At 62.8% G+C, this 19,072-nt stretch carries 15 protein-coding genes; 8 read left to right on the top strand and 7 right to left on the bottom strand.

Annotated elements, in window-relative coordinates:
- Window positions 1-39: 39 nt before the first annotated feature.
- On the bottom strand, window positions 40-969 hold the full coding sequence (locus tag F0A16_RS02205; RefSeq protein WP_149433746.1) for a LysR substrate-binding domain-containing protein: 930 nt from the start codon (window positions 967-969) through the stop codon (window positions 40-42).
- A gap of 269 nt (window positions 970-1,238) precedes the next feature.
- On the opposite strand from F0A16_RS02205, the gene F0A16_RS02200 reads away from it, so the two are divergent.
- The 5 genes from F0A16_RS02200 to F0A16_RS22165 all read left to right on the top strand — a co-directional run bounded on the left by F0A16_RS02200 (window position 1,239) and on the right by F0A16_RS22165 (window position 8,008).
- Window positions 1,239-2,537 (top strand): L-fuconate dehydratase, encoded by a 1,299-nt coding sequence (locus F0A16_RS02200; protein ID WP_149433745.1) that lies wholly within the window; start codon window positions 1,239-1,241, stop codon window positions 2,535-2,537.
- A gap of 129 nt (window positions 2,538-2,666) precedes the next feature.
- A complete protein-coding gene (locus tag F0A16_RS02195) occupies window positions 2,667-3,761 on the top strand; it encodes a TRAP transporter substrate-binding protein (protein WP_149433744.1) in 1,095 nt (364 codons plus the stop codon).
- 62 nt (window positions 3,762-3,823) lie between these two features.
- Window positions 3,824-4,312, top strand: a complete 489-nt coding sequence (locus F0A16_RS02190) for a TRAP transporter small permease (RefSeq protein WP_149433743.1) — start codon at window positions 3,824-3,826, stop codon at window positions 4,310-4,312.
- A complete protein-coding gene (locus tag F0A16_RS02185) occupies window positions 4,309-5,565 on the top strand; it encodes a TRAP transporter large permease (RefSeq protein ID WP_149433742.1) in 1,257 nt (418 codons plus the stop codon). Before F0A16_RS02190 ends, F0A16_RS02185 begins: the two co-directional genes overlap by 4 nt.
- Window positions 5,566-5,617: 52 nt before the next feature.
- A complete protein-coding gene (locus F0A16_RS22165; RefSeq protein ID WP_187775879.1) occupies window positions 5,618-8,008 on the top strand; it encodes an NAD(P)-binding domain-containing protein in 2,391 nt (796 codons plus the stop codon).
- Between the two features lie 72 nt (window positions 8,009-8,080).
- Here F0A16_RS22165 and F0A16_RS02170 read toward each other — a convergent pair whose 3' ends face one another.
- Window positions 8,081-9,061, bottom strand: coding sequence for a GntR family transcriptional regulator (locus F0A16_RS02170; protein ID WP_149433741.1), 981 nt, complete (start codon window positions 9,059-9,061; stop codon window positions 8,081-8,083).
- 261 nt (window positions 9,062-9,322) lie between these two features.
- Entirely contained in the window at window positions 9,323-11,044 is a 1,722-nt protein-coding gene (locus F0A16_RS02165) for a DEAD/DEAH box helicase (RefSeq protein WP_149433740.1), read from the bottom strand.
- Between the two features lie 441 nt (window positions 11,045-11,485).
- Between F0A16_RS02165 and F0A16_RS02160 the strand changes: the two genes are divergently transcribed.
- The gene (locus F0A16_RS02160) at window positions 11,486-11,989 is read left to right on the top strand and encodes a YaiI/YqxD family protein (RefSeq protein ID WP_239023678.1); all 504 of its coding nucleotides are present in this window, start codon (window positions 11,486-11,488) and stop codon (window positions 11,987-11,989) included.
- Window positions 11,990-12,044: 55 nt separating this feature from the next.
- Here F0A16_RS02160 and F0A16_RS02155 read toward each other — a convergent pair whose 3' ends face one another.
- Both F0A16_RS02155 and F0A16_RS02150 read right to left on the bottom strand, forming a co-directional pair.
- Window positions 12,045-13,049 carry a glutathione S-transferase family protein gene (locus F0A16_RS02155; protein WP_149433739.1) on the bottom strand — a complete coding sequence of 335 codons (1,005 nt, stop codon included), beginning with the start codon at window positions 13,047-13,049 and terminating at the stop codon, window positions 12,045-12,047.
- Window positions 13,050-13,195: 146 nt separating this feature from the next.
- Window positions 13,196-14,134 (bottom strand): LysR family transcriptional regulator, encoded by a 939-nt coding sequence (locus F0A16_RS02150; RefSeq protein ID WP_149433738.1) that lies wholly within the window; start codon window positions 14,132-14,134, stop codon window positions 13,196-13,198.
- Window positions 14,135-14,590: 456 nt separating this feature from the next.
- Here F0A16_RS02150 and F0A16_RS02145 point away from each other — a divergent pair, with 456 nt between their 5' ends.
- Both F0A16_RS02145 and F0A16_RS02140 read left to right on the top strand, forming a co-directional pair.
- Window positions 14,591-16,267: a peptidoglycan DD-metalloendopeptidase family protein gene (locus F0A16_RS02145; RefSeq protein WP_149433737.1), complete on the top strand. Its 1,677-nt coding sequence runs from the start codon at window positions 14,591-14,593 to the stop codon at window positions 16,265-16,267.
- Window positions 16,268-16,592: 325 nt separating this feature from the next.
- Window positions 16,593-18,008 (top strand): PhoH family protein, encoded by a 1,416-nt coding sequence (locus F0A16_RS02140; RefSeq protein WP_149433736.1) that lies wholly within the window; start codon window positions 16,593-16,595, stop codon window positions 18,006-18,008.
- An 83-nt stretch (window positions 18,009-18,091) separates the two neighbouring features.
- On the opposite strand, the gene F0A16_RS02135 is transcribed toward F0A16_RS02140, so the two are convergent.
- Window positions 18,092-18,331 (bottom strand): hypothetical protein, encoded by a 240-nt coding sequence (locus tag F0A16_RS02135; RefSeq protein WP_149433735.1) that lies wholly within the window; start codon window positions 18,329-18,331, stop codon window positions 18,092-18,094.
- Window positions 18,332-18,433: 102 nt separating this feature from the next.
- Window positions 18,434-19,063: a DUF938 domain-containing protein gene (locus F0A16_RS02130; protein WP_149433734.1), complete on the bottom strand. Its 630-nt coding sequence runs from the start codon at window positions 19,061-19,063 to the stop codon at window positions 18,434-18,436.
- Between the last annotated feature and the right edge of the window lie 9 nt (window positions 19,064-19,072).

The raw sequence follows: 19,072 nt of genomic DNA, 5'->3' as shown, positions 1-19,072 counted from the left end.
GCAAGACTGCAGCGAGCGCCGTCGTCGGACCGGCGGCGCTCAGGCGTCGTCGCGCATCAACAGGGTATCGATGAACTCGCCGACCACATCCGATATCTCTTCCCCCTTGCGGGTCAGCACGCCGTAATAGCCCAGCGGCTCGCCGATCACCAGCGGCAGCGCGGTGAATTTACCCGCCGAGATCGCGGTCTTGAGCACCGACGTCGGCAGCAGGGCGATGGCGTCCGATGAGCTCACCAGTTGCAGCGTCGTCTGTGTCGACGTGGTTTCCACCACGTTGCGGGGGGAAGCCACGCCCGACTCCGCCAGCGCCACCTCGAACAACCCTCGCATTGGGCTGCTCATGGGATGCAGTACCCAGGGCCAGCGCACGATCTCGCCCAGCCCCGGGGGGCGTTCGCACAGCGGATGCCCCGCCCTGACCACGATCGAGACCGGCTCCGCCTGCAGGGGCATGAAGTCGAACAGGTGGTGCTGGGCGTGTTCCGTCACGCGCCCGATCACCACGTCCAGGCGCTTGTACTCCAGGTCCGCCAGCAGCCGGTCGCTGGAGTTCTCGAACAGGCTCACCGCCAGTTGCGGACGCCGCGCCTTGATCGAGGTGATTGCCCTGGGCAGCAACAGCGGCGCCGCTCCCGGCACCGAGCCGATGACGAGCTTGCCGTAACCGCCCTCCCGCAGCGAGACGAGATCGTCGATCAGGCGGTCGGTATCGTTGAGGATGCTGCGGGCATAGCGCACCAGCAACCGTCCGGCATCGGTGATTTCCATGTGGCGAGGCTGGCGGTAGAAAAGCGTCATACCGAAGAAGGTCTCGATGTCCTTGAGCATCTTGCTGGCCGCGGGCTGACTCATGTTCATATGGCGCGACGTGGCGTGGAGATTGCGACTCTCGTCCAGCGTGACCAGCAGCACGAGGTGCTTGATGCGCAACCAGCCCTTGACGTGAATACGACTATCGTTGGACATCGATACCACCCCGCATAATCCTTTGGTCAAAGACAATAACCCCCGGTTATCGGGGTTGCAAAAAAAACGATTAGCCACCGATCACGAGCGCCGATTAGGCTATCGAATAACCGGGAATATCCGCTCCATACTTTCGACCAATATCCAAAAATGATCTTTTTCATTTTTGAAAAATAGAAGACAAAAAAGGCTGTACCTTTCCGATATTTAAGGGCGTTAAAGCTACGAACTCCCCATTCAATCCTCTCCAGGCAAGGAAGCTCATCGGCATGCCCACGATTCAACGCGTCGAAGTTCAGGACATCCGCTTTCCGACCTCCCGTGAACTGGACGGGTCGGATGCGATGAACGCCGCGCCGGACTACTCAGCCACCTACGTCATTCTGCACACCGATGCCGACGATGGTATTACCGGCCACGGTCTGACCTTCACCATCGGACGCGGCAACGAGATATGCGTCACCGCCGTCGAGTCGCTGGCGACGCGCCTGGAGGGACATTCGCTGGCGGACATCACCGCCGACATGGGCGCGTACTGGCGGGAGCTCACCAGCGGGGACAGTCAGTTGCGCTGGCTGGGGCCGGAGAAAGGTGTCATTCATCTGGCCTGCTCGGCGATGATCAACGCGATCTGGGATCTGTGGGCCAAGCGGGAGGGCAAGCCGGTGTGGAAGCTGCTGGCCGACATGACGCCCGAGGAGCTGGTCCGCTGCCTCGATTTCCGCTTCGTCACCGATGCCTTGACGCCGGAAGAGGCGATCGGCCTGCTCAAGCGCCGCGAAGCGGGCAAGGCCGAACGCGAGGCCTCCATGCGCGAGCACGGCTATCCCGCCTATACCACGTCCGCCGGCTGGCTGGGCTACTCCGAGGAGAAGATGCGCTCGCTGTGCCGGGAGGCGATCGCGGCTGGCTGGGAGCACTTCAAGCAGAAGGTCGGCGGCAACATCGAGGAAGATCGACGACGGGCCCGGATTCTGCGCGAGGAGATCGGCGAAGAGCGCCTGTTGATGATGGACGCCAATCAGATGTGGGACGTCGATGAGGCGATCGCCAACATGCGTCGGCTGGCCGAGTTCCGGCCACACTGGATCGAGGAGCCCACCAGTCCGGACGACGTGCTCGGTCATGCCGAGATTCGCCACCGCCTGGCACCGATCGGCGTCGCCACGGGCGAGCACTGCCATAACCGGGTGATGTTCAAGCAGCTCTTCCAGGCAGACGCGATCGATTTCTGCCAGTTGGATGCCGCCCGCCTGGGCGGACTCAACGAGGTGATCGTGGTGCTGCTAATGGCCGCGAAGCACGACATCCCGGTCTGCCCCCATGGCGGCGGCGTGGGCCTATGCGAGTACACCCAGCATATCTCCATGTTCGATTACATCGCCGTTTCCGGCTCGCTCGAGGGTCGTCTGCTGGAGTACGTCGACCACCTGCACGAGCACTTCGTCGACCCGGTTCGGATCGATCGCGGGCATTACCAGATACCGGACGCCGCCGGCTACGGCGTCACCATGAAAGCCAGTTCACTCGAGGCCCACCGCTTTCCAGGCGGCAGCGCCTGGCAATAGCCCTTGGCACCGGACGCCCGCCACCCAGAGCATTCGGACGCCGCCGAGACCGGCGTCGCCATGCAGCAAGTCACTCACGCTATTCATGCCACTCACGCGAGAAGCGCCACCAAAGCTATGGAGCTGAAGATGACAACAATCACATCCTTCCCCACCACTCCGCGCCCTAGTCGTGCCCGTTCCCGGTTGACGACGCTGGTGATGGCAACGGTCCTGGGTCTGACTAGCCTCTCTGCCACCGCCGCTACCGAAATGCCGCCATTCCCGGAGGTGACCGGCGATGTCGTCGAGGGTGACGGCAACGATTACAGCCTCAAGTTCAATATCGGCCTGACCCAGTCCAGCGCCCAGTATCGCGGCCTGGAGTACTTCAAGAAGATCGTCGAGCAACGCAGTGACGGTCATATCCAGGTACAGGCGTTCCATAGCGCGCAGCTGGGCGACGACCTGCAGTCGGTCAGTGCCCTCCAGGCCGGCACGCTGGAGATGACCGCGCCGTCCACCTCCCCCATGGTCAGCATGTTCCCGCAGTTCGCCGTCTTCGACCTGCCATTCTTGTTCCCGACACCGGAAATCGCCGACAAGGTACTGGACGGGGATATCGGTCAGCAGATGCTGAAGGACGCCTCCACCAAGGGACTGGTCGCCATCGGCTGGGCCGAGAACGGCTATCGCCAGTTGACCAACAGCAAGCAGGCGGTGACCTCCCCCTCGGACCTGGATGGCCTGAAGGTCCGGACCATGCAAAACCCGATCCACCTGGATATCTGGCGTACGCTGGGCGCGAATCCGACTCCGATGTCCTTCGCCGAGCTCTTCACCGCGCTGGAGCAGGGAGTCGTCGACGGTCAGGAGAATCCGTGGATCACCATCGAATCCTCGAAATTCAATGAAGTGCAGCAGTATGCCACCGAGACCAACCACGTCTACACGCCGTTCATCACGCTGGTGTCCGAGCGCTTCTGGAACCGGCTGCCGGAGAGCTATCAGCAACTGCTGCGCGAGGCGGCAAAGCAGATGGGCGACTACGAGCGTCAGGTCAGCCGGACTCTCAACGACCAGATCAAGCAGGAGCTGAAAGATCAGGGCATGCAGATCACCGAACTGACGCCAGAGCAGATCGCGACCTTCCAGGAAGATCTGGCGCCGGTCTACGACGACTGGCGTGACAAGATTGGCGGCGACCTGATCGATCGTATTCGCGCTGAGTCCAAGACTCAGTAAGTACCGGTTCGCCGCAGGCGCCGACTCGCGCCTGCGGCGATTGCGTGATCACGGAGGTCATGATGAATGCCGACTCGCCTTCCGCCCGGGGTTTCCTGGGCTGGCTACGCCAAACGCTGGAAATCGCTGTCGGGCTACTCGTGCTGGGCGTGGTGTTCTGCGTTACGGCCAACGTCTTTGGCCGCTTCGTCCTCAACTATTCCTACACCTGGGCCGAGGAGCTCTCCCGGGTGCTCTTCATCTGGTTGGTTCTGCTCGGCGCCGGCGTCGGCAGCCTCGGCAACGAGCATGTGGCGGTCACCTTCTTCCGCGACAAGGCACCCGCCGGGCTGCGCAAGGCCGCCGTGCTGCTGAGCATCGCCATCATCTACATCGTCTGCATCTGCATCCTGCTGGGGTTCAACGACGTCATTTCGGGCTATACCAGCGCCACGCCGATGCTGGGCATTCCGCAGACGTTTCTGTACAGCGCCATGCCGGTGATGGCGATCCTGACGATCATCGCCAACACCATCGCCCTGTTCTCCCTGTTCCGGAGCAAGACACCATGATTCTATGGAGCATTCTGATAGGGCTGGCCATCTGTATCGTCATCGGCATGCCGATCTCGTTCGGTCTCGCGGCCATCAGCCTGTTCATCTTCTTCGAGTCCGGCTACGCGCTCTCGCCGATCGTGGCACAGGCGGTCAATGGCCTGGACTCCTTCCCGCTTCTGGCCATTCCGCTGTTTATCCTGGTCGGGGAAGTCATGAGCGCCGGTGGCATCGCCACCCGCCTGGTTCGGCTGGCCAGCGCCCTGGTCGGATTCGTGGCCGGCGGCCTAGGCCAGGTCGCGGTGCTGACATCGATGTTCTTCGGCGGCATCAGCGGCTCGGCCGTGGCCGACGCTTCCGCCGTCGGCAGCATGATGATCGAGCCGATGAAGCAGCATCGCTACAGCGCGCCGCTGGCGACGGCCATCGTGGTGGCCGCGTCGGTGGTCGGCATCATCATCCCGCCCTCGATACCGATGATCCTGTTCGGCGTGGTCACCAATACCTCGATCTCGCAGCTGTTCATGGCAGGTATCGTGCCGGGCATCCTGATCACGCTGGGGCTGGCGGTGACCACCTATGTCCAGTCGCGCAAGAACGGCCGCGGCCGACCGTTCTCGGTACCGGAGCTGTTCGCGGCGTTGAAGGAAGCGCTGCTGGCACTGCTGCTGCCGGTCATTATCGTCGGCGGGATCCTCTCGGGCGTCTTCACCCCGACGGAAAGCGCGGCGATCGCCCTGGTCTACGCCTTCGCGGTCTCGTTCTTCATCTACCGCAGTCTGACGCTGAAGCGCTTCTTCGAACTCTGTATCGCCACCGGCAAACTGACCGGCGTGGTGATGCTGCTGCTGGCCTTCGCCAGTGTTCTCGCCTGGCTGCTCACCGCCAACATGATCCCGCAACAACTGGTGGTCAGCCTGTCCGCCATTACCGAGAACAAACTGCTGCTGCTGCTGATCCTGTCTGGCTTCCTGCTGGTGGTCGGCTTCTTCATGGACCTGACGCCGGCGATGGTGATTCTGGCGCCGCTGATGACGCCAGTAGTGGTCAAGCTGGGCATCGATCCCGTCTATTTCGGGGTGCTGATGTCGTTCATCCTGGGGATCGGCCTGATCACGCCTCCCGTGGGTACGGTGCTCTACGTCGGCTGCGGCGTCGGCAAGGTCGGCATGGAGAGCCTGGTCAAGAGCCTGCTCCCCTTCTACTTCACGTTGATCGCCCTGCTGGTGCTGTTCCTGCTCTTCCCCCAGGTCGTTCTCTGGTATCGCTGAGGCCGGTTTCGACGGGGACGAGGGGTTTCGATAACGTTGCGAGAGGTGATTCATGACCATTCAGGCCACGCTGCTCGACGATCTGACCGCGATGCTGGGCCCGGGTGGGTTACTGACCGATACCGACGACATGGAGCGCTACTGCGTCGACTGGCCGGGCTACCGTGGCGCCGAACCGCTGGCGGTGGCACGCCCGGCGACGACGCGCCAGGTCGCCGACGTGGTGAGCTACTGCCATCGCCACGATGTCGCACTGGTGCCCCAGGGCGGCCACAGCGGGCTGGTCGGCGGCGCCTTGCCCGATGTCGAACGGCCGGAGCTCGTCGTCAGTCTTGAGCGAATGGCGGCGATCCGCGATGTCGACCCCATCAACTTCACCATGAGCGTGGATGGCGGCTGCGTCCTGCAGTCGGCCAAGGATGCCGCCGAAGCGGCGGATTGCGATTTTCCACTCTCGCTGGGCGCCCAGGGTAGCTGCCAGATCGGCGGTAACGTCTCGACCAACGCCGGCGGCCTCAACGTGCTGCGTTACGGCATGATGAGACAGCTGGTGCTGGGACTGGAGGTGGTACTGCCGGATGGACGCATCTACAACGGCATGAAGGCGCTGCACAAGGACAACACGGGCTACGATCTGAAGCAGCTTTTCATCGGTGCGGAGGGCACGCTCGGCATCGTGACCGGCGCGGTACTCAAGCTGTTCCCCCGGCCCCAGGTCAGTCGCAGCGCCCTGCTGGCCTGCCCCAGCGTGGCTGCCGTGCTCGAGCTCTACGCGCTGGCGCGACGCAGTTGCTGCGACCTGCTGACCGCCTTCGAGCTGGTGCCGCGCGCCTGCCTCGAGCTCGCCATGGAGGCCGCCCCCGATCTACGCGATCCGCTGGATGCACCGGCGCCGTATTACGTCCTGATGGAAGCCAGCGCCAGTGGACCGGCGGACCTGGACACGATGATCGAGGACCTGTTCGAGCGCGGACTCGCGGCCGGCCAGCTCACCGATGGCGTGCTCGCCACCAGCGAGGCCCAGGCCGGCAATCTCTGGCGCATCCGAGAAGCCATGCTGGAGGGCCAGCGCAATCGTGGCGAGCACCTGCGCACGGACGTCTCGCTGCCGATCTCGTCGTTGACGGCATTCCACCAACGCGCTGCCGACGACATCCAGACATTGTCTCCGCAAGCGACGATCATCGCCTATGGCCACATCGGCGACGGCAACCTGCACTTCAACGTCCTGCCGCCCCCGGGACTCGATTCCGATGAGCGCTCGTCGCTGCTGCACGAGCTGGAGGAGCGCCTGTTCGAGATCGTCGCCGACTTCGACGGCAGCATCAGCGCCGAGCATGGCATCGGGCGGTTCAAACAGGCCGCCTTCCTGGAGACGCTCTCCGAGCCCGAGTACGACATCATGCGCGGCCTGAAGCGTCTCCTGGACCCCCGGTACCTGATCTCCCCTGGCCGGATTCTTCCCCCCCCGCCGAGTGACCCGGCCCCGGAAGCGTCCCCTTCTTTCAGGAAACGACTCATGCAAGATCCCAGTGTCGAAAAAGATCGCCATGGCGAAAGCCCACTGACCATCGGCTTCATCGGAACCGGCATCATGGGGGCCCCCATGGCGGCCCGCCTGGCGGATGTCGGCCATCGTGTCCAGGCCTGGAACCGCACGCCCGACAAACTGACACCGCTGCAGGCGGCCGGCGTGGTCGCGGCCCGATCCCCCGAAGCGGCTGCCCACGATGCCGATGTGGTCATCGTGATGCTGAGCGCCGGTCCCGTCTGCGATGAGATCCTGCTGGGCGAGACTGGCATCATCGCCGCGATGCGGCCCGGCAGTTGCCTGGTGGTGATGAGCTCGATCCCGGTGGACACCGCCAAGGGGCAGGCGGAGGCCGCCAGCCCCCATGGCATCGGCTATCTCGATGCGCCGGTCTCCGGCGGCGAGCGCGGCGCCATCGAGGGCACGCTGGCGATCATGGTCGGCGGCGAGGCTTCGGTTTTCGAACGTCATCGCCCGCTGCTGGCGACCCTCGGCCGCCCGACCCACGTCGGCCCCGCCGGGAGCGGCCAGCTCGCCAAGCTTGCCAACCAGATGATCGTGGCCAACACCATCGCCACCGTTGCCGAGGCCCTGCTGCTGGTGGAACGCGGCGGGGCCGATCCCGCGCAGGTGCGTCAGGCGTTGATGGGCGGTTTCGCCGACTCGACCGTTCTCGATGTCCATGGTCGGCGCATGCTGGAGGAAAGCTTCGTGCCGGGCGGCGCCGCAAAATGGCAGTACAAGGACACCCAGACCGCCATGGCGCAGATCGCTCGTCTGTCACTCGACCTTCCCATGAGCCGCCAGGGGGATGCGCTGTTCGGCGACATGCTGGAACATGGCGATGGCGACCTGGATCACAGCGCGCTGATCCGGGAGTTGCGCCGACGAAACGGCATGCCGGTCGACTGACTTCACGGCCCAACGGCCCAGCCAGAGTCTGGGCTCTGTCTGAAAAGTCGACGAGCGACGGCAAGACATGGCCTAGCGCTGGCTCAACCAACGCAGGTATCCCGGCTCCCGCAGCTCGCCGGCATGCCGGAAGTTGGCCAGACGTTCCTGGACCAGTGCCTCGGAGTCCTTGATGTGCCGGTAAAGCGCTTCGCTGGCCTGCTCGGCACGCCGCAGCTGCATCGCTTCGAAGACCTGCCGATGCGCGGCGAAGAACGGGTCGCCCGGCGGCAGTTCGATCGCGCCCCCCAGCAGGTGCTTGCTGATCAGCAGGATCGGCCGCGTGCGCTGAAGCATGATCAGGATCTCGGCGTTGCCGCCCTGCTCCAGCGCTTCGTGGTGCAGGTCGTTCTCCAGCGCATCGAGCTGGCTGGCTTCGATTCTGGGGTAGCTGGCCTGGGCCTGATCCAGACGGTCCAGATAGCGCTGGATCGACTTGTCGGCGATGCGCTCGCAGGCGCGCGCGATCATGAACGGCTCCAGTTGGCGTCGCGCATCGTAGAGCTGATGCAGTCGGGCGTCGTCCAGCGGCACCACGTTCCAACTGCTGTACTTGATCTTCTCGACGACACCGAGAGACTGCAGCTGCAGAAGGATGCGGTACGTGGTGGCGCGGCTGACACCCAGCGACTTGGCCAGTTGCAATTCGTTGAGCTCGAGTCGCCCCTTCATCGAGCAGAGGACGACGTCGTGCTCCACCCTCTCCGCCAGCGCGCGCCAGGAGTCCGTTCGCTTGACGGAGGCGCGGCCGCCCGCGGCCCGGAAATCGGCTGCCGTCAGCGATCGACGCACGACACTCCCCGGGGCCCGCCCCACCAGGAACCCCCGTCCTTCGAAACGGCTGATGGCGCCCTCGTCGTGCAGCCGTCCCAACGTCTGGCGCACCGGCGAGCGGCTCATGCCGAAGATATCGGCGATGTTGCCCTCGAGCAGCACCAGGCCGGGCTCCAGATGCCCACTGGCCATGCTGCGCAGCAGGGCCTCGTACAGTTGATCCTTGAGCGTCTTGGTCATCGAACTGATTCCGCCACGTTTTCGGTGGACCTGAATCGGGACGTGCCACGATTCAGCGATAATGAGTATTGCATACAAAGACCGTCACCGACTGTCAGACCTAGGTCCTGCCTCGAGACGGGTTGGAGACATCGCTTCTCGGATCGCCCCGGGGACGAGGCGACGCTACCGGACCCAAAAAAAACGCCGCCCACGAGGTGGGCGGCGTTCTTTCGACGCCAGCGGAGCATCGAGCTCGGCTGGCGGCGCGGCGTTCGACGATCAGGCGTGAGAGCGGCGAACCGGTGCGTCGCCATCGGTGCGGCGACGCGGTGCACGCTCGGGCGCGCCCTGGTCTTCCGAGATCTCCAGCGAGCGTCCGCCGACCCGCGCGCGTGACATCTTGGCCAGAATCGAGGACGGCAGTCCGCTCGGCAGCTCGACCACGGAGAAAGCGTTGCGGATATCGATGCGGCCGATACGACCGCCTTCGATGCCGCCTTCGTTGGCCAGCGCACCGACCAGTTGACCCGGCTTGACGCCATCCTTGTGTCCGACGGAGACCCGGTAGCGGGTCATGCCTTCGCGCGGTGCACTGTCGCGACGACGCGGGGCACCGCGCTCGCGGCTACCGCCATCGCGGCCACCGTCACGACCGCTATCGCGGCGCGAGGGCGAACTGGTGATGCGGCCGATCGGCGCTTCGCCGGCACGCGCCAGCGTCGCCAGCGCCGCCGCCAGATCGATCGGATCGTGGCCTTCCTCGACCAGCTTCTCGATCAGCGCGCGCTGATGATCGCCACCGGCTTCGAGCATCTCGCGCAGACGCCCACTGAACTGCGTGTCGCGATGGGCGCGAATGGCGGCCTCGTCGGGCAGCGGCATCTCGGTCATGGCCTGACCGGTGGCCTGTTCGACCCAGCGCACCTTGCGGGTTTCGCGACCGCCGGCAAAGGTGATGGCGACACCGTTGCGGCCCGCACGGCCGGTACGGCCGATACGGTGAATGTAGGCTTCGGAATCCTGCGGCAGATCGTAGTTGATCACGTGAGTGATCCGCGGTACGTCCAGGCCACGCGCAGCCACGTCGGTGGCGACCAGCACGTCGACCTTGCCACGCTTGAGGCGGGTCACGGTGCGCTCGCGCAGGCTCTGGTCGAGATCGCCGGACAGACCGGCGGCGTTGACGCCGCGTGCGGTGAGCTGCTCGACCAGCGTGGTGCAGGCGGCACGGGTGCGCACGAACACGATAGCGGCATCGACCGTCTCGACTTCGAAGATACGCGCCAGGGCTTCCAGCTTGCTGGGGCCTTCGACACGCACGACGCGTTGTTCGATGTTCTCGCCTGTGCTGACCTTGGACTCGATCGTGACTTTGACCGGATCGACCAGATAACGGTTGACGATACGCTCGATCTCGCTCGGCAGCGTCGCCGAGAAGAAGACCCGCTGAGCATCCTTCGGTGTGTCCGAGACCACGCGCTTGACGTCATCGATGAAGCCCATGCGCAGCATTTCGTCGGCTTCGTCGAGCACCAGCGCCGACAAGCCGTCGAGCTTGAGGCTGCCACGGTCAAGGTGATCGATGATTCGACCCGGTGTACCCACGACGACCTGAGCGCCACGCTTCAACGCCGACAGCTGTTCGCGATAGTCCTGTCCGCCACACAGCGTGGCGATCTCCAGCCCTTTCAGGTTCTGGCCGTACTTGGAGAACGAGACGGCAACCTGCTGCGCCAGCTCACGGGTCGGTGCCAGCACCAGCACTTGCGGTTCGCGCCGGCCGAGATCGAGACGGCTCAGCAGTGGCAGCGCGAACGCTGCGGTCTTGCCGGTGCCGGTCTGTGCCTGGCCCAGCATGTCGCGGCCTTCCAGCAGCGCAGGAATCGTCTGCGTCTGGATCGGCGAAGGAATTTCGTAGCCCAGCGTTTCGAGGGCGGTCAGTACTTCCGGCAATAGAGCCAGATCGCCAAAGCTAGGCGAAGCAGTAACAGTCGAGGTCATTTCACACCTTGGAGTGGCCGGTAGGCACCGGCGAAAATGTCATGGCATTGGTGGCGTGATTACCACTGAATGCCGGTCGCACCAGGCATTGCGCTTGTCGCCAGCGGATTCGAAAGCGACAGCGTATGTGGCGACCTTGATGCGCCCGGTTGCGTGATACGTCAACCGATCTAGGCGCTCCATCGTTGCATCCGGACGCGAAAAACGGCGAAGCCGTGCGTCATGTACGAGATACGTCCGGTGCTGGGCATCGACTCACGGGTCGATGGCGTCGATTACAGACATATCGGCAGGATGGTGGGGTCAACACATGCGAGGAGGCGCTACTATACCATCGGCGTAGACGTTTCACCACCCGAACGTAAAAATCCTACCGGGATCCCCTTCAGGCAGAGGTTGTGCCGGGTGAAGCCTGGCGGCGAACGCCGTAGACTGCGCGCCATGTCCCTCCTCAGCCAGCCGAGCGTCACTGCCATGCCGACGACACCCAAGCCCACATTGTGGATCGACGCCGACGCCTGCCCCCGCGTTGCCCGCGACATCATCATTCGCGCCGCAGAGCGCACCCATACCCGGACCTGGATGGTGGCCAATCACGCGCTGCCGTTGCCGCCGTCGCCATGGGTCAAGTCGCGCACGGTGGCACATGGCTTCGATGCCGCGGACAACGCGATCGTCGACGCCGTCACGAGCGGCGATCTCGTCATCACTAGCGATCTTCCTCTCGCACAGGAGGTCATCGAGCGGGGTGCGATGGTCATGACCACTCGGGGCGAGAATCTGACCCTCGACAACATCAGGTCGCGCGTGCAGATGCGCGATTTCATGGAGACGCTGCGCGCCAGCGGGGAACACACCCAGGGGCCCAACGCCTACACCGATGGCGATCGCCGGACGTTCGCCAACGCGCTGGACCGCTGGCTGCAGCGCCATGCTCGCGTCTAACGGGCTCGCTACCGACGACGACTCGCCAGCTCCCCGGCCCCGGCTGCAATAGCCTTCACTCGCCGCCGCGAACCCCGCGCCCCGTCAGCCGGTCACGATCATGCGGCGCATCCAGCGCCAACTCTGGCCCGACAGGCACGATGCGGGTCGGATTGATCGTCGGATGGCTGTAGTAGTAGTGGCGCTTGATATGGTCGAAGTCGACCGTGTCCCGGATACCCGGCCACTGGTAGAGTTCCCGCAGGTAATTCGACAGATTCGGGAAATCCGCGATGCGCTGCCGGTTGCACTTGAAGTGGCCATGGTAGACCGCATCGAAGCGTACCAGCGTGGTGAACAGCCGGATATCGGCCTCGGTCAGCCACTCGCCCGCCAGGTAACGCTGCCCGTCGAGACGCGACTCCAATCGATCGAGGCAGTCGAACAGCGCAGCGAAGTGCTTTTCGTAGACGGCCTGCTCGGTTGCGAAGCCAGCCTTGTAGACGCCGTTGTTGACGTGGTCGTAGACATCGGCGTTGACGGCATCGATGACGTCGCGCAGATCGTCGGGATAGAAATCGAGGCGGCTGCCGGTCAGTTCGTCGAACGCCGTGTTCAGCATCCGCACGATCTCCGCGGACTCGTTGTTGACGATGCGCCGCTCGCGCCGGTCCCATAACGCCGGGACCGTCACCCGACCCGTGTAGTTCGGGTCCGTCAGGGTATAGAGCTGGTGATGGTAGTCGACATGGTTGAGGCTATCGCCGCTGGACCCTTCGTCGACTCGATAGGACCAACCCTGACCCAGCATCAATGGACTGGTGTGAGAAACACCCACCAGCGCCTCCAGCCCCTTGAGCTTGCGCATGATCAGTGCGCGATGTGCCCACGGACACGCCAGCGACACGTAGAGGTGGTAGCGCCCGGCCTCCGCCGCCAGCCCCCGTTGGCCATTCGGCCCCGGCGCGCCGGTCGGCGTGATCCAGTCGCGCAGCTTGGCGGACTCGCGGACGAACTCCCCGCCATGGCTCTCGGTGTCATACCATCGATCCTGCCATTTCCCATCGACCAGCAATCCCATGACGCTCTCCTGTGCATTCAATGTCGTGCGGCGCCCGACCCATCAAGCCCCCGACGACGAGTGCGGGATGGCGTCAAGCACCGCTTGGCTACGTGCCGATGGCAGCATAGATCCCGGCGGCTGAAGGTCGAGCGCAATAACTCGGCTCATTCATTCGGCTGCATCGATGAATTGGGCACCGGCGGCAACGTATCGCGCGGACACGTGGACGTCACGCCCACCATCAGTTCATCGGCCAGAGCACGCGTGGCCGGGCCGGCGCCATCGACATCTTTGTAGATCATTTGAAGCGACGCCCTTCGCACGCCGCCCGCACGCAGCGGCAACGCCTTCAACCGGCCCTCCCGCAACGCCGCGTGGATGCGGGGTTCGGGCACCCAGGCAAAACCCAGCCCGCGCTCCAGCATGTCGATGGTGGTAGACAGATGACTCAGCGTCCATCGCTGCTCGGCCTTCAACCAACCGGCATCCAGCCGATGGCGGACCGCAGAGTCCCGTGTCACCAACTGCCGATGTCGCTCCAGATCCCGCAGATCCAGTTCGCGCTGTAACTGATGCAGTGGATGCCGAGGATGGGCGACCGCAATGAAGGCCACATCGACGACCGGTTGCCCCAGGAAGCCCTGGGCGTCGATACCCGAAATGGCGAGATCGGCCCGCCCCTCGTACAACATCTCTACAGCGCCATTGAGAACGGTCTCGTGCAATTGGACACGCACGTGCGGAAAAGCGTCCGAAAACCGGGTCAACGCCTCCGCGAGTGCATCCGTCGGAAATATCTGATCCACGGCCAGGGAGACTTCCGCCTCCAGCCCACCCGCGAGACGCTCGGCAACGTCTTCCAGCGAGGCCGCATTCTCGATCAGCTGACGCGCCCGTCTCAGCAGGAGCCCACCGGCTTCGGTGAGAACGACCTGGCGGCCCTTTGGCTCGAATAGCACTACGCCTAGCTGTTCCTCGATCTTGTGAATCGCATGGTTGAGCGTCGAAGGGCTTCGGTGAACAACATCAGCCGCCTTGGCAAACCCACCGTGGTCGGCTACCGCCGCCAGCATCTGCCACTGTAGTAACGTCACTTTTGGCACGACTTTCTCTCCATTGGCCCGCGCATCCGATGCTAGAGGACTCGTCTCTGCACTCAAGCTCTCTACATTTCCACATTTTGCCATCCGCGTCAGAAATCGGTGTTTCCCCTCCGACTTTTGCTGCACCAAGCTGGCTTGGAAGTTGACGCCGTCTGCTCAACCTTATCGATCAATAAAAGCCGTACAAAAGTTTTACGATGCAATATTTTCCCATAAAACAAGACTTTTAACGGCACCATATCGGTGCAACAACGCGCACCATCACATTACACAAGCTTACATTGAGCGTTTCGACGCAACCCATCGGGGCTCCCCGTGTCATTACCCCACCGTCCGTATGGCGGGGCATGAAATACTGTAATTAAATACAGACTAGGCAATTAATACTGGCTTGAGGTATTGTTCCCCGGCCTTTATTTAAATTTGTCATCTTTTTTTACCTGGGCCTTCATCTTCATGTTGCGAATATTCCATTCGCTGCCCCGCACGCACAAAGTGTTATTGCTGCCGGTCGCCACCATGGTCACCGTGCTGGGTACGCAAAAGATTATTGGTGTTTTCGGTGGTACCGAAGACGCACAAAAGCAGATTCCCCTGGCGACGACGACCACGATTTCTCAGTCGATCGTCAATTCAGCGACACCTAATAAAGAGACGGACTCCACTTCCTTCTCCCTCGGTGATCTATCGAAAGAGATTCCACTGGCGCAACTCGAACCTTTGGAGATAATGCACCTCGATCTGGTACCCGAAGCGCACGCTGACGACACGCCTCAACAGTCAGCGCAGGCGATCTCTCCCATCATTAAACCGGCGGTCAAGCCCAGTGTCAGGAAACTGGCGGTACAACTGCCCGTGGGCGATACCTACTCGGCGACCGACGAAGACGATGACAGCATTGGAGGTACCTCTTACGAAGATTGGTCCTTCGACAACTCTCTCGACCCTTCCGGCAACACGGAACTGGGCGACGAGATCGCTGCCCGCGAGACCTACGTCCCTGAATGGCAGAGCTATACCATTCAGAATGGCGACTCCTTCGCGCTGACTGCCGAGCGAACGCTGGGCCTGGCATATAGCGACGTCATGCAGATTCTCAACACGGTGCCGGACAAGAAGGTCCTCACGCGCTGGCGGGTCGGTCATAGTTTCGACTACAAACTCGACGAGAACGGCCAGTTGCTGGCGCTGCGGGTGATGAAAGATCCCCGCGAGGGCTACCTGATTAAGCGTGACGACGAGACGGCCGCCTTCGCCTATTCCCCGATCGAGAAGACTGGGGAAGCTGCCCAACGCATGTTCAGCGGCACGGTCAACGGCTCTTTCGCGCTCTCGGCTCAGTCGACGGGGCTATCCAGTGCCGAAGTGTCCGAACTCACCAGCGTGCTCTCGAAAAAGCTCGATTTCCGCCGCGAAGCACGTGCGGGCGATCAGTTCCGGGTTCTGGTCGAGTCCGACATGATCGACGGCCACTCCATGGACTCCAGGGTGCTGGCCGCCGAATACGAAGGCCAGCGCATGAACCTGACGGTAGTCCGCAACAGCGCCGACGACCATTTCTATACCCCGGATGGAAACAGTCTCGACCCCGCGTTCGATCGTTACCCTTTCCAGGGCAACTACCGCATCAGTTCACCGTTCAACCTGCGTCGCCATCATCCGGTCACGGGCCGCATCAGTCCACACAAAGGCACCGACTTCGCCATGCGCAGCGGCACGCCCGTCGATGCTCCGGCGGATGGCATCGTCGAACGGGTGGTCAACCATCCGATCGCCGGTCGCTACATCGTGATTCGCCACAACAACGGCTACGTGACCCGCTATCTGCATCTCAGCAAGGCACTGGTCAAGCCCGGTGAGCACGTCAAGATGGGCGAAGAGATTGCGCTCTCAGGCAGCACTGGCCGTGTCACGGGCCCTCACCTGCACTATGAAGTGCTGGTGAATAACCACCAGGTCGACGCCATGCGAGTGAAGCTGCCGGAGTCCCAGAGCCTCCGGGGTGATGCCCTCGCTGCCTTCAAGCGCGAATCGGAAAACCTGTTGGCGAAGCTGGATCAGAGCGGCGACAACGAACCGGCGATCGCCCAGGTCAGCATCAAGAAGAACGACGATGCCAACGACAACACCTAGTCGATGTCGTTGCCATTCAAAGCCCCGCCACGGCGGGGCTTTTTTGTGGCTCTCCTTCCCGAGGCGATCGCTGGCTCATCGATGGCCGCCATTACCTCCGTGAACGATGCAATCGTTTTTTGCGCCCAATGCCTCAAATGGGGGTAGCACTTTTGGTCACATCAGGCCATTCTGGGGGTGACTTCATCCGTCAGAGAGGTAAAGCCGACACAGTCTTTACGTTCGAACGATAGTGGCACTGACGGAGTGAATCGGGGCGACACCGTTCTGTCACCGCACTCTGTCAGGGTCGAGTAGCCTTGAACTCACAGGAGTGCTTTTGCCGATGGTGCGAATCGACAAGAAAGCGAACAGGCTCTACGTACTGGACACCAATGTCCTGATCCACGACCCAGCAGCCCTTTACCATTTCGAGGAGCACGATGTCGTCATCCCCATGACGGTGCTCGAGGAGCTGGACAAACACAAGAATGGCATGCGCGAGATCGCGCGAACGGCAAGACAGATCAGCCGCACCCTCTCAGACCTCACGGCCCACGTTACACCGGAAGAAATCCAGCAAGGCATTCCCATTCCCCGCGTCACCGGTGACCCCGCCGGCCGTCTGCGCTTTCTGTGCTACCAGGATCTGGCGCCGCTGGAGACGCTGGAAAATTCCCCCGACAACCGCATCCTCGCCGAGACCTGCCGGCTACGCGACGAAAGGCCCGATGCCTCCGTCACGCTGGTGACCAAGGACATCAATCTGCGAGTCAAGGCCACCGCGCTCAACGTCCCGGTCGAAGACTATCTCAACGACAAGGCGTTCGATGACCTCGACGCCATGATCGAAGGCGCCAAGGTCTACGCCGATGCCGGCCGTGACGGGAGGAGCCTGTGGGAATCGCTCGATGTCGAGGTCATGGTCGAACGGACCGATGGCCACACCTTCTATCACCTGGAAGGCGGCATTCCCGAAGACTGGCATGTGGGCATGCTGGTATCGGACAGCGAAAACGGTGCCGAATTCGAGGCCATCGTCCGCAGCCACGGCCCGCGCAAGGCCAGCCTGCAATTGTTGACCAACTATCGCCATCACGGTGGCGTCTGGGGCGTACATGCCCACGACAGCCGACAAAACTTCGCTCTCAACCTGTTGATGGATCCGACCCTTGATTTTCTCACCCTGGCGGGCAGTGCAGGGACCGGCAAGACCTTCATGACGCTCGCGGCAGCCCTGCAGCAGACACTGGACAGCAAGCAGTTCGAGCGTATCGTCTTTACTCGGGCTCCCATTCCGATGGGTGAGGACATCGGCTTCCTGCCGGGCACCGAGGAAGAGAAGATGTCGCCGTGGATGGGCGCTTTCCACGACAACATGGACAACCTGCTGCGCGACGAGCGTGAAGGATCGTCGAGCTGGAACGATGGCGCGACCCGGCAGTTGATCGGCTCCCGCGTCCAGATCCGCTCTCCCACCTTCATGCGTGGGCGCACCCTCAACGATACCTTCCTGATCATCGACGAGGCCCAGAACTTCACGCCCAAGCAGCTCAAGTCGCTGGTGACGCGCGCCGGACGCAATACCAAGATCGTCTGTCTGGGCAATGTGGGACAGATCGACACGCCCTACCTGACGGCCAACACCTGCGGCATGGCAGCGGTCGTGGAACGTTTCCGCGACTGGCCCCATGCCGGCCATATCACGCTGAGAAGCGTCGAGCGTTCCAGACTCGCCCTGGCAGCGGAGGAGCTGCTGTAACTCCCTTGTCGACCTTCTTCCATCCAACGCAAGACGCCCCGGCCAAGCCGGGGCGTCTATCGGTAATATCCCACCAATGACAGTCAATAGTCGTCTTCTGATGGCTTCTTGTTGTTCATGACGTCCTCGATCAGCTGTTCGGATTCGCTGCGTGGCGTCTCGGCCAGGATCCGCTCGGCCTCCTCCCAGGCGCAGACTTCCGTGTTGCAGGACGTGCAGTAAACCAGATCATCGGCTGACTTGGCCTGGGAAACCTTCATCATATGGTTGCCGCAGTTGGGGCACCCCTTGGGCATACGAAACTCTTCGGAAAAGTCTGACACGGCATCACTCCTTGTCGGCCGGTGAAGGTCTGCATCCAGTGTAGTCGAGTTGCGGCTCGCTACGGCGACATCTCCCTGCCCGATGCCGAATCGCCTCGGGCGTCAACGCCGCCAGACGACACAGAGATTGTTCGCCGGCAGCTCGTGAACGGCTTCGCACTTCAGGTCGTTGTCCCTGGCCAGCCCCTCCACCGCTTCGAGATCGCGAATGCCCCAGCGCGGATCACGCGCCCGCAGTTGCTCATCGAACGCCGCATTGCTGGGCGCGGTGTGCTCGCCATGGCGCAGAAAAGGGCCATAGACCACCAGCGCGCCACCCACGGGAAGCTGACGTCCGGCTGCAGCAAACAGTGCCTCGCTGGCCGCCCAGGGCGAGATATGCAGCAGGTTGATACAGACGACCGCCGCCAGATCCGGCAGCGGCGGCCAACGAGCCGTGACATCCAGGCGAACCGGCGCCGCGAGGTTATCCAGTGCCTCGGTCTCCCGCCAGGCAGCAATCGAGGCCAGCGCGGTCTCACTGGGATCCGTCGGCTGCCAGCACAGCGGGGCCAGGTGGCGGGCAAAATAGACCGCATGCTCGCCACTGCCGCTGGCGAGTTCCAGTACCCGCCCCGTGCTCGGTAGTACCGAGCGCAGTACCGCGAGAATCGGCTCTCGATTGCGCTGGGCGGCCGGACTGAAAAGACGCCGGTCGCTTCCTCGCGGTTCCAGACTGTCCATGCTGTTCATGACGCCCCC

The organism is Salinicola corii (genome assembly GCF_008298015.1).
In the GTDB taxonomy this organism is placed as follows: Bacteria; Pseudomonadota; Gammaproteobacteria; order Pseudomonadales; family Halomonadaceae; genus Salinicola; species Salinicola corii.
The sequence above is the reverse complement of the archived record's forward strand: the minus strand, read 5'-3'. Positions and strand labels throughout refer to the sequence as shown.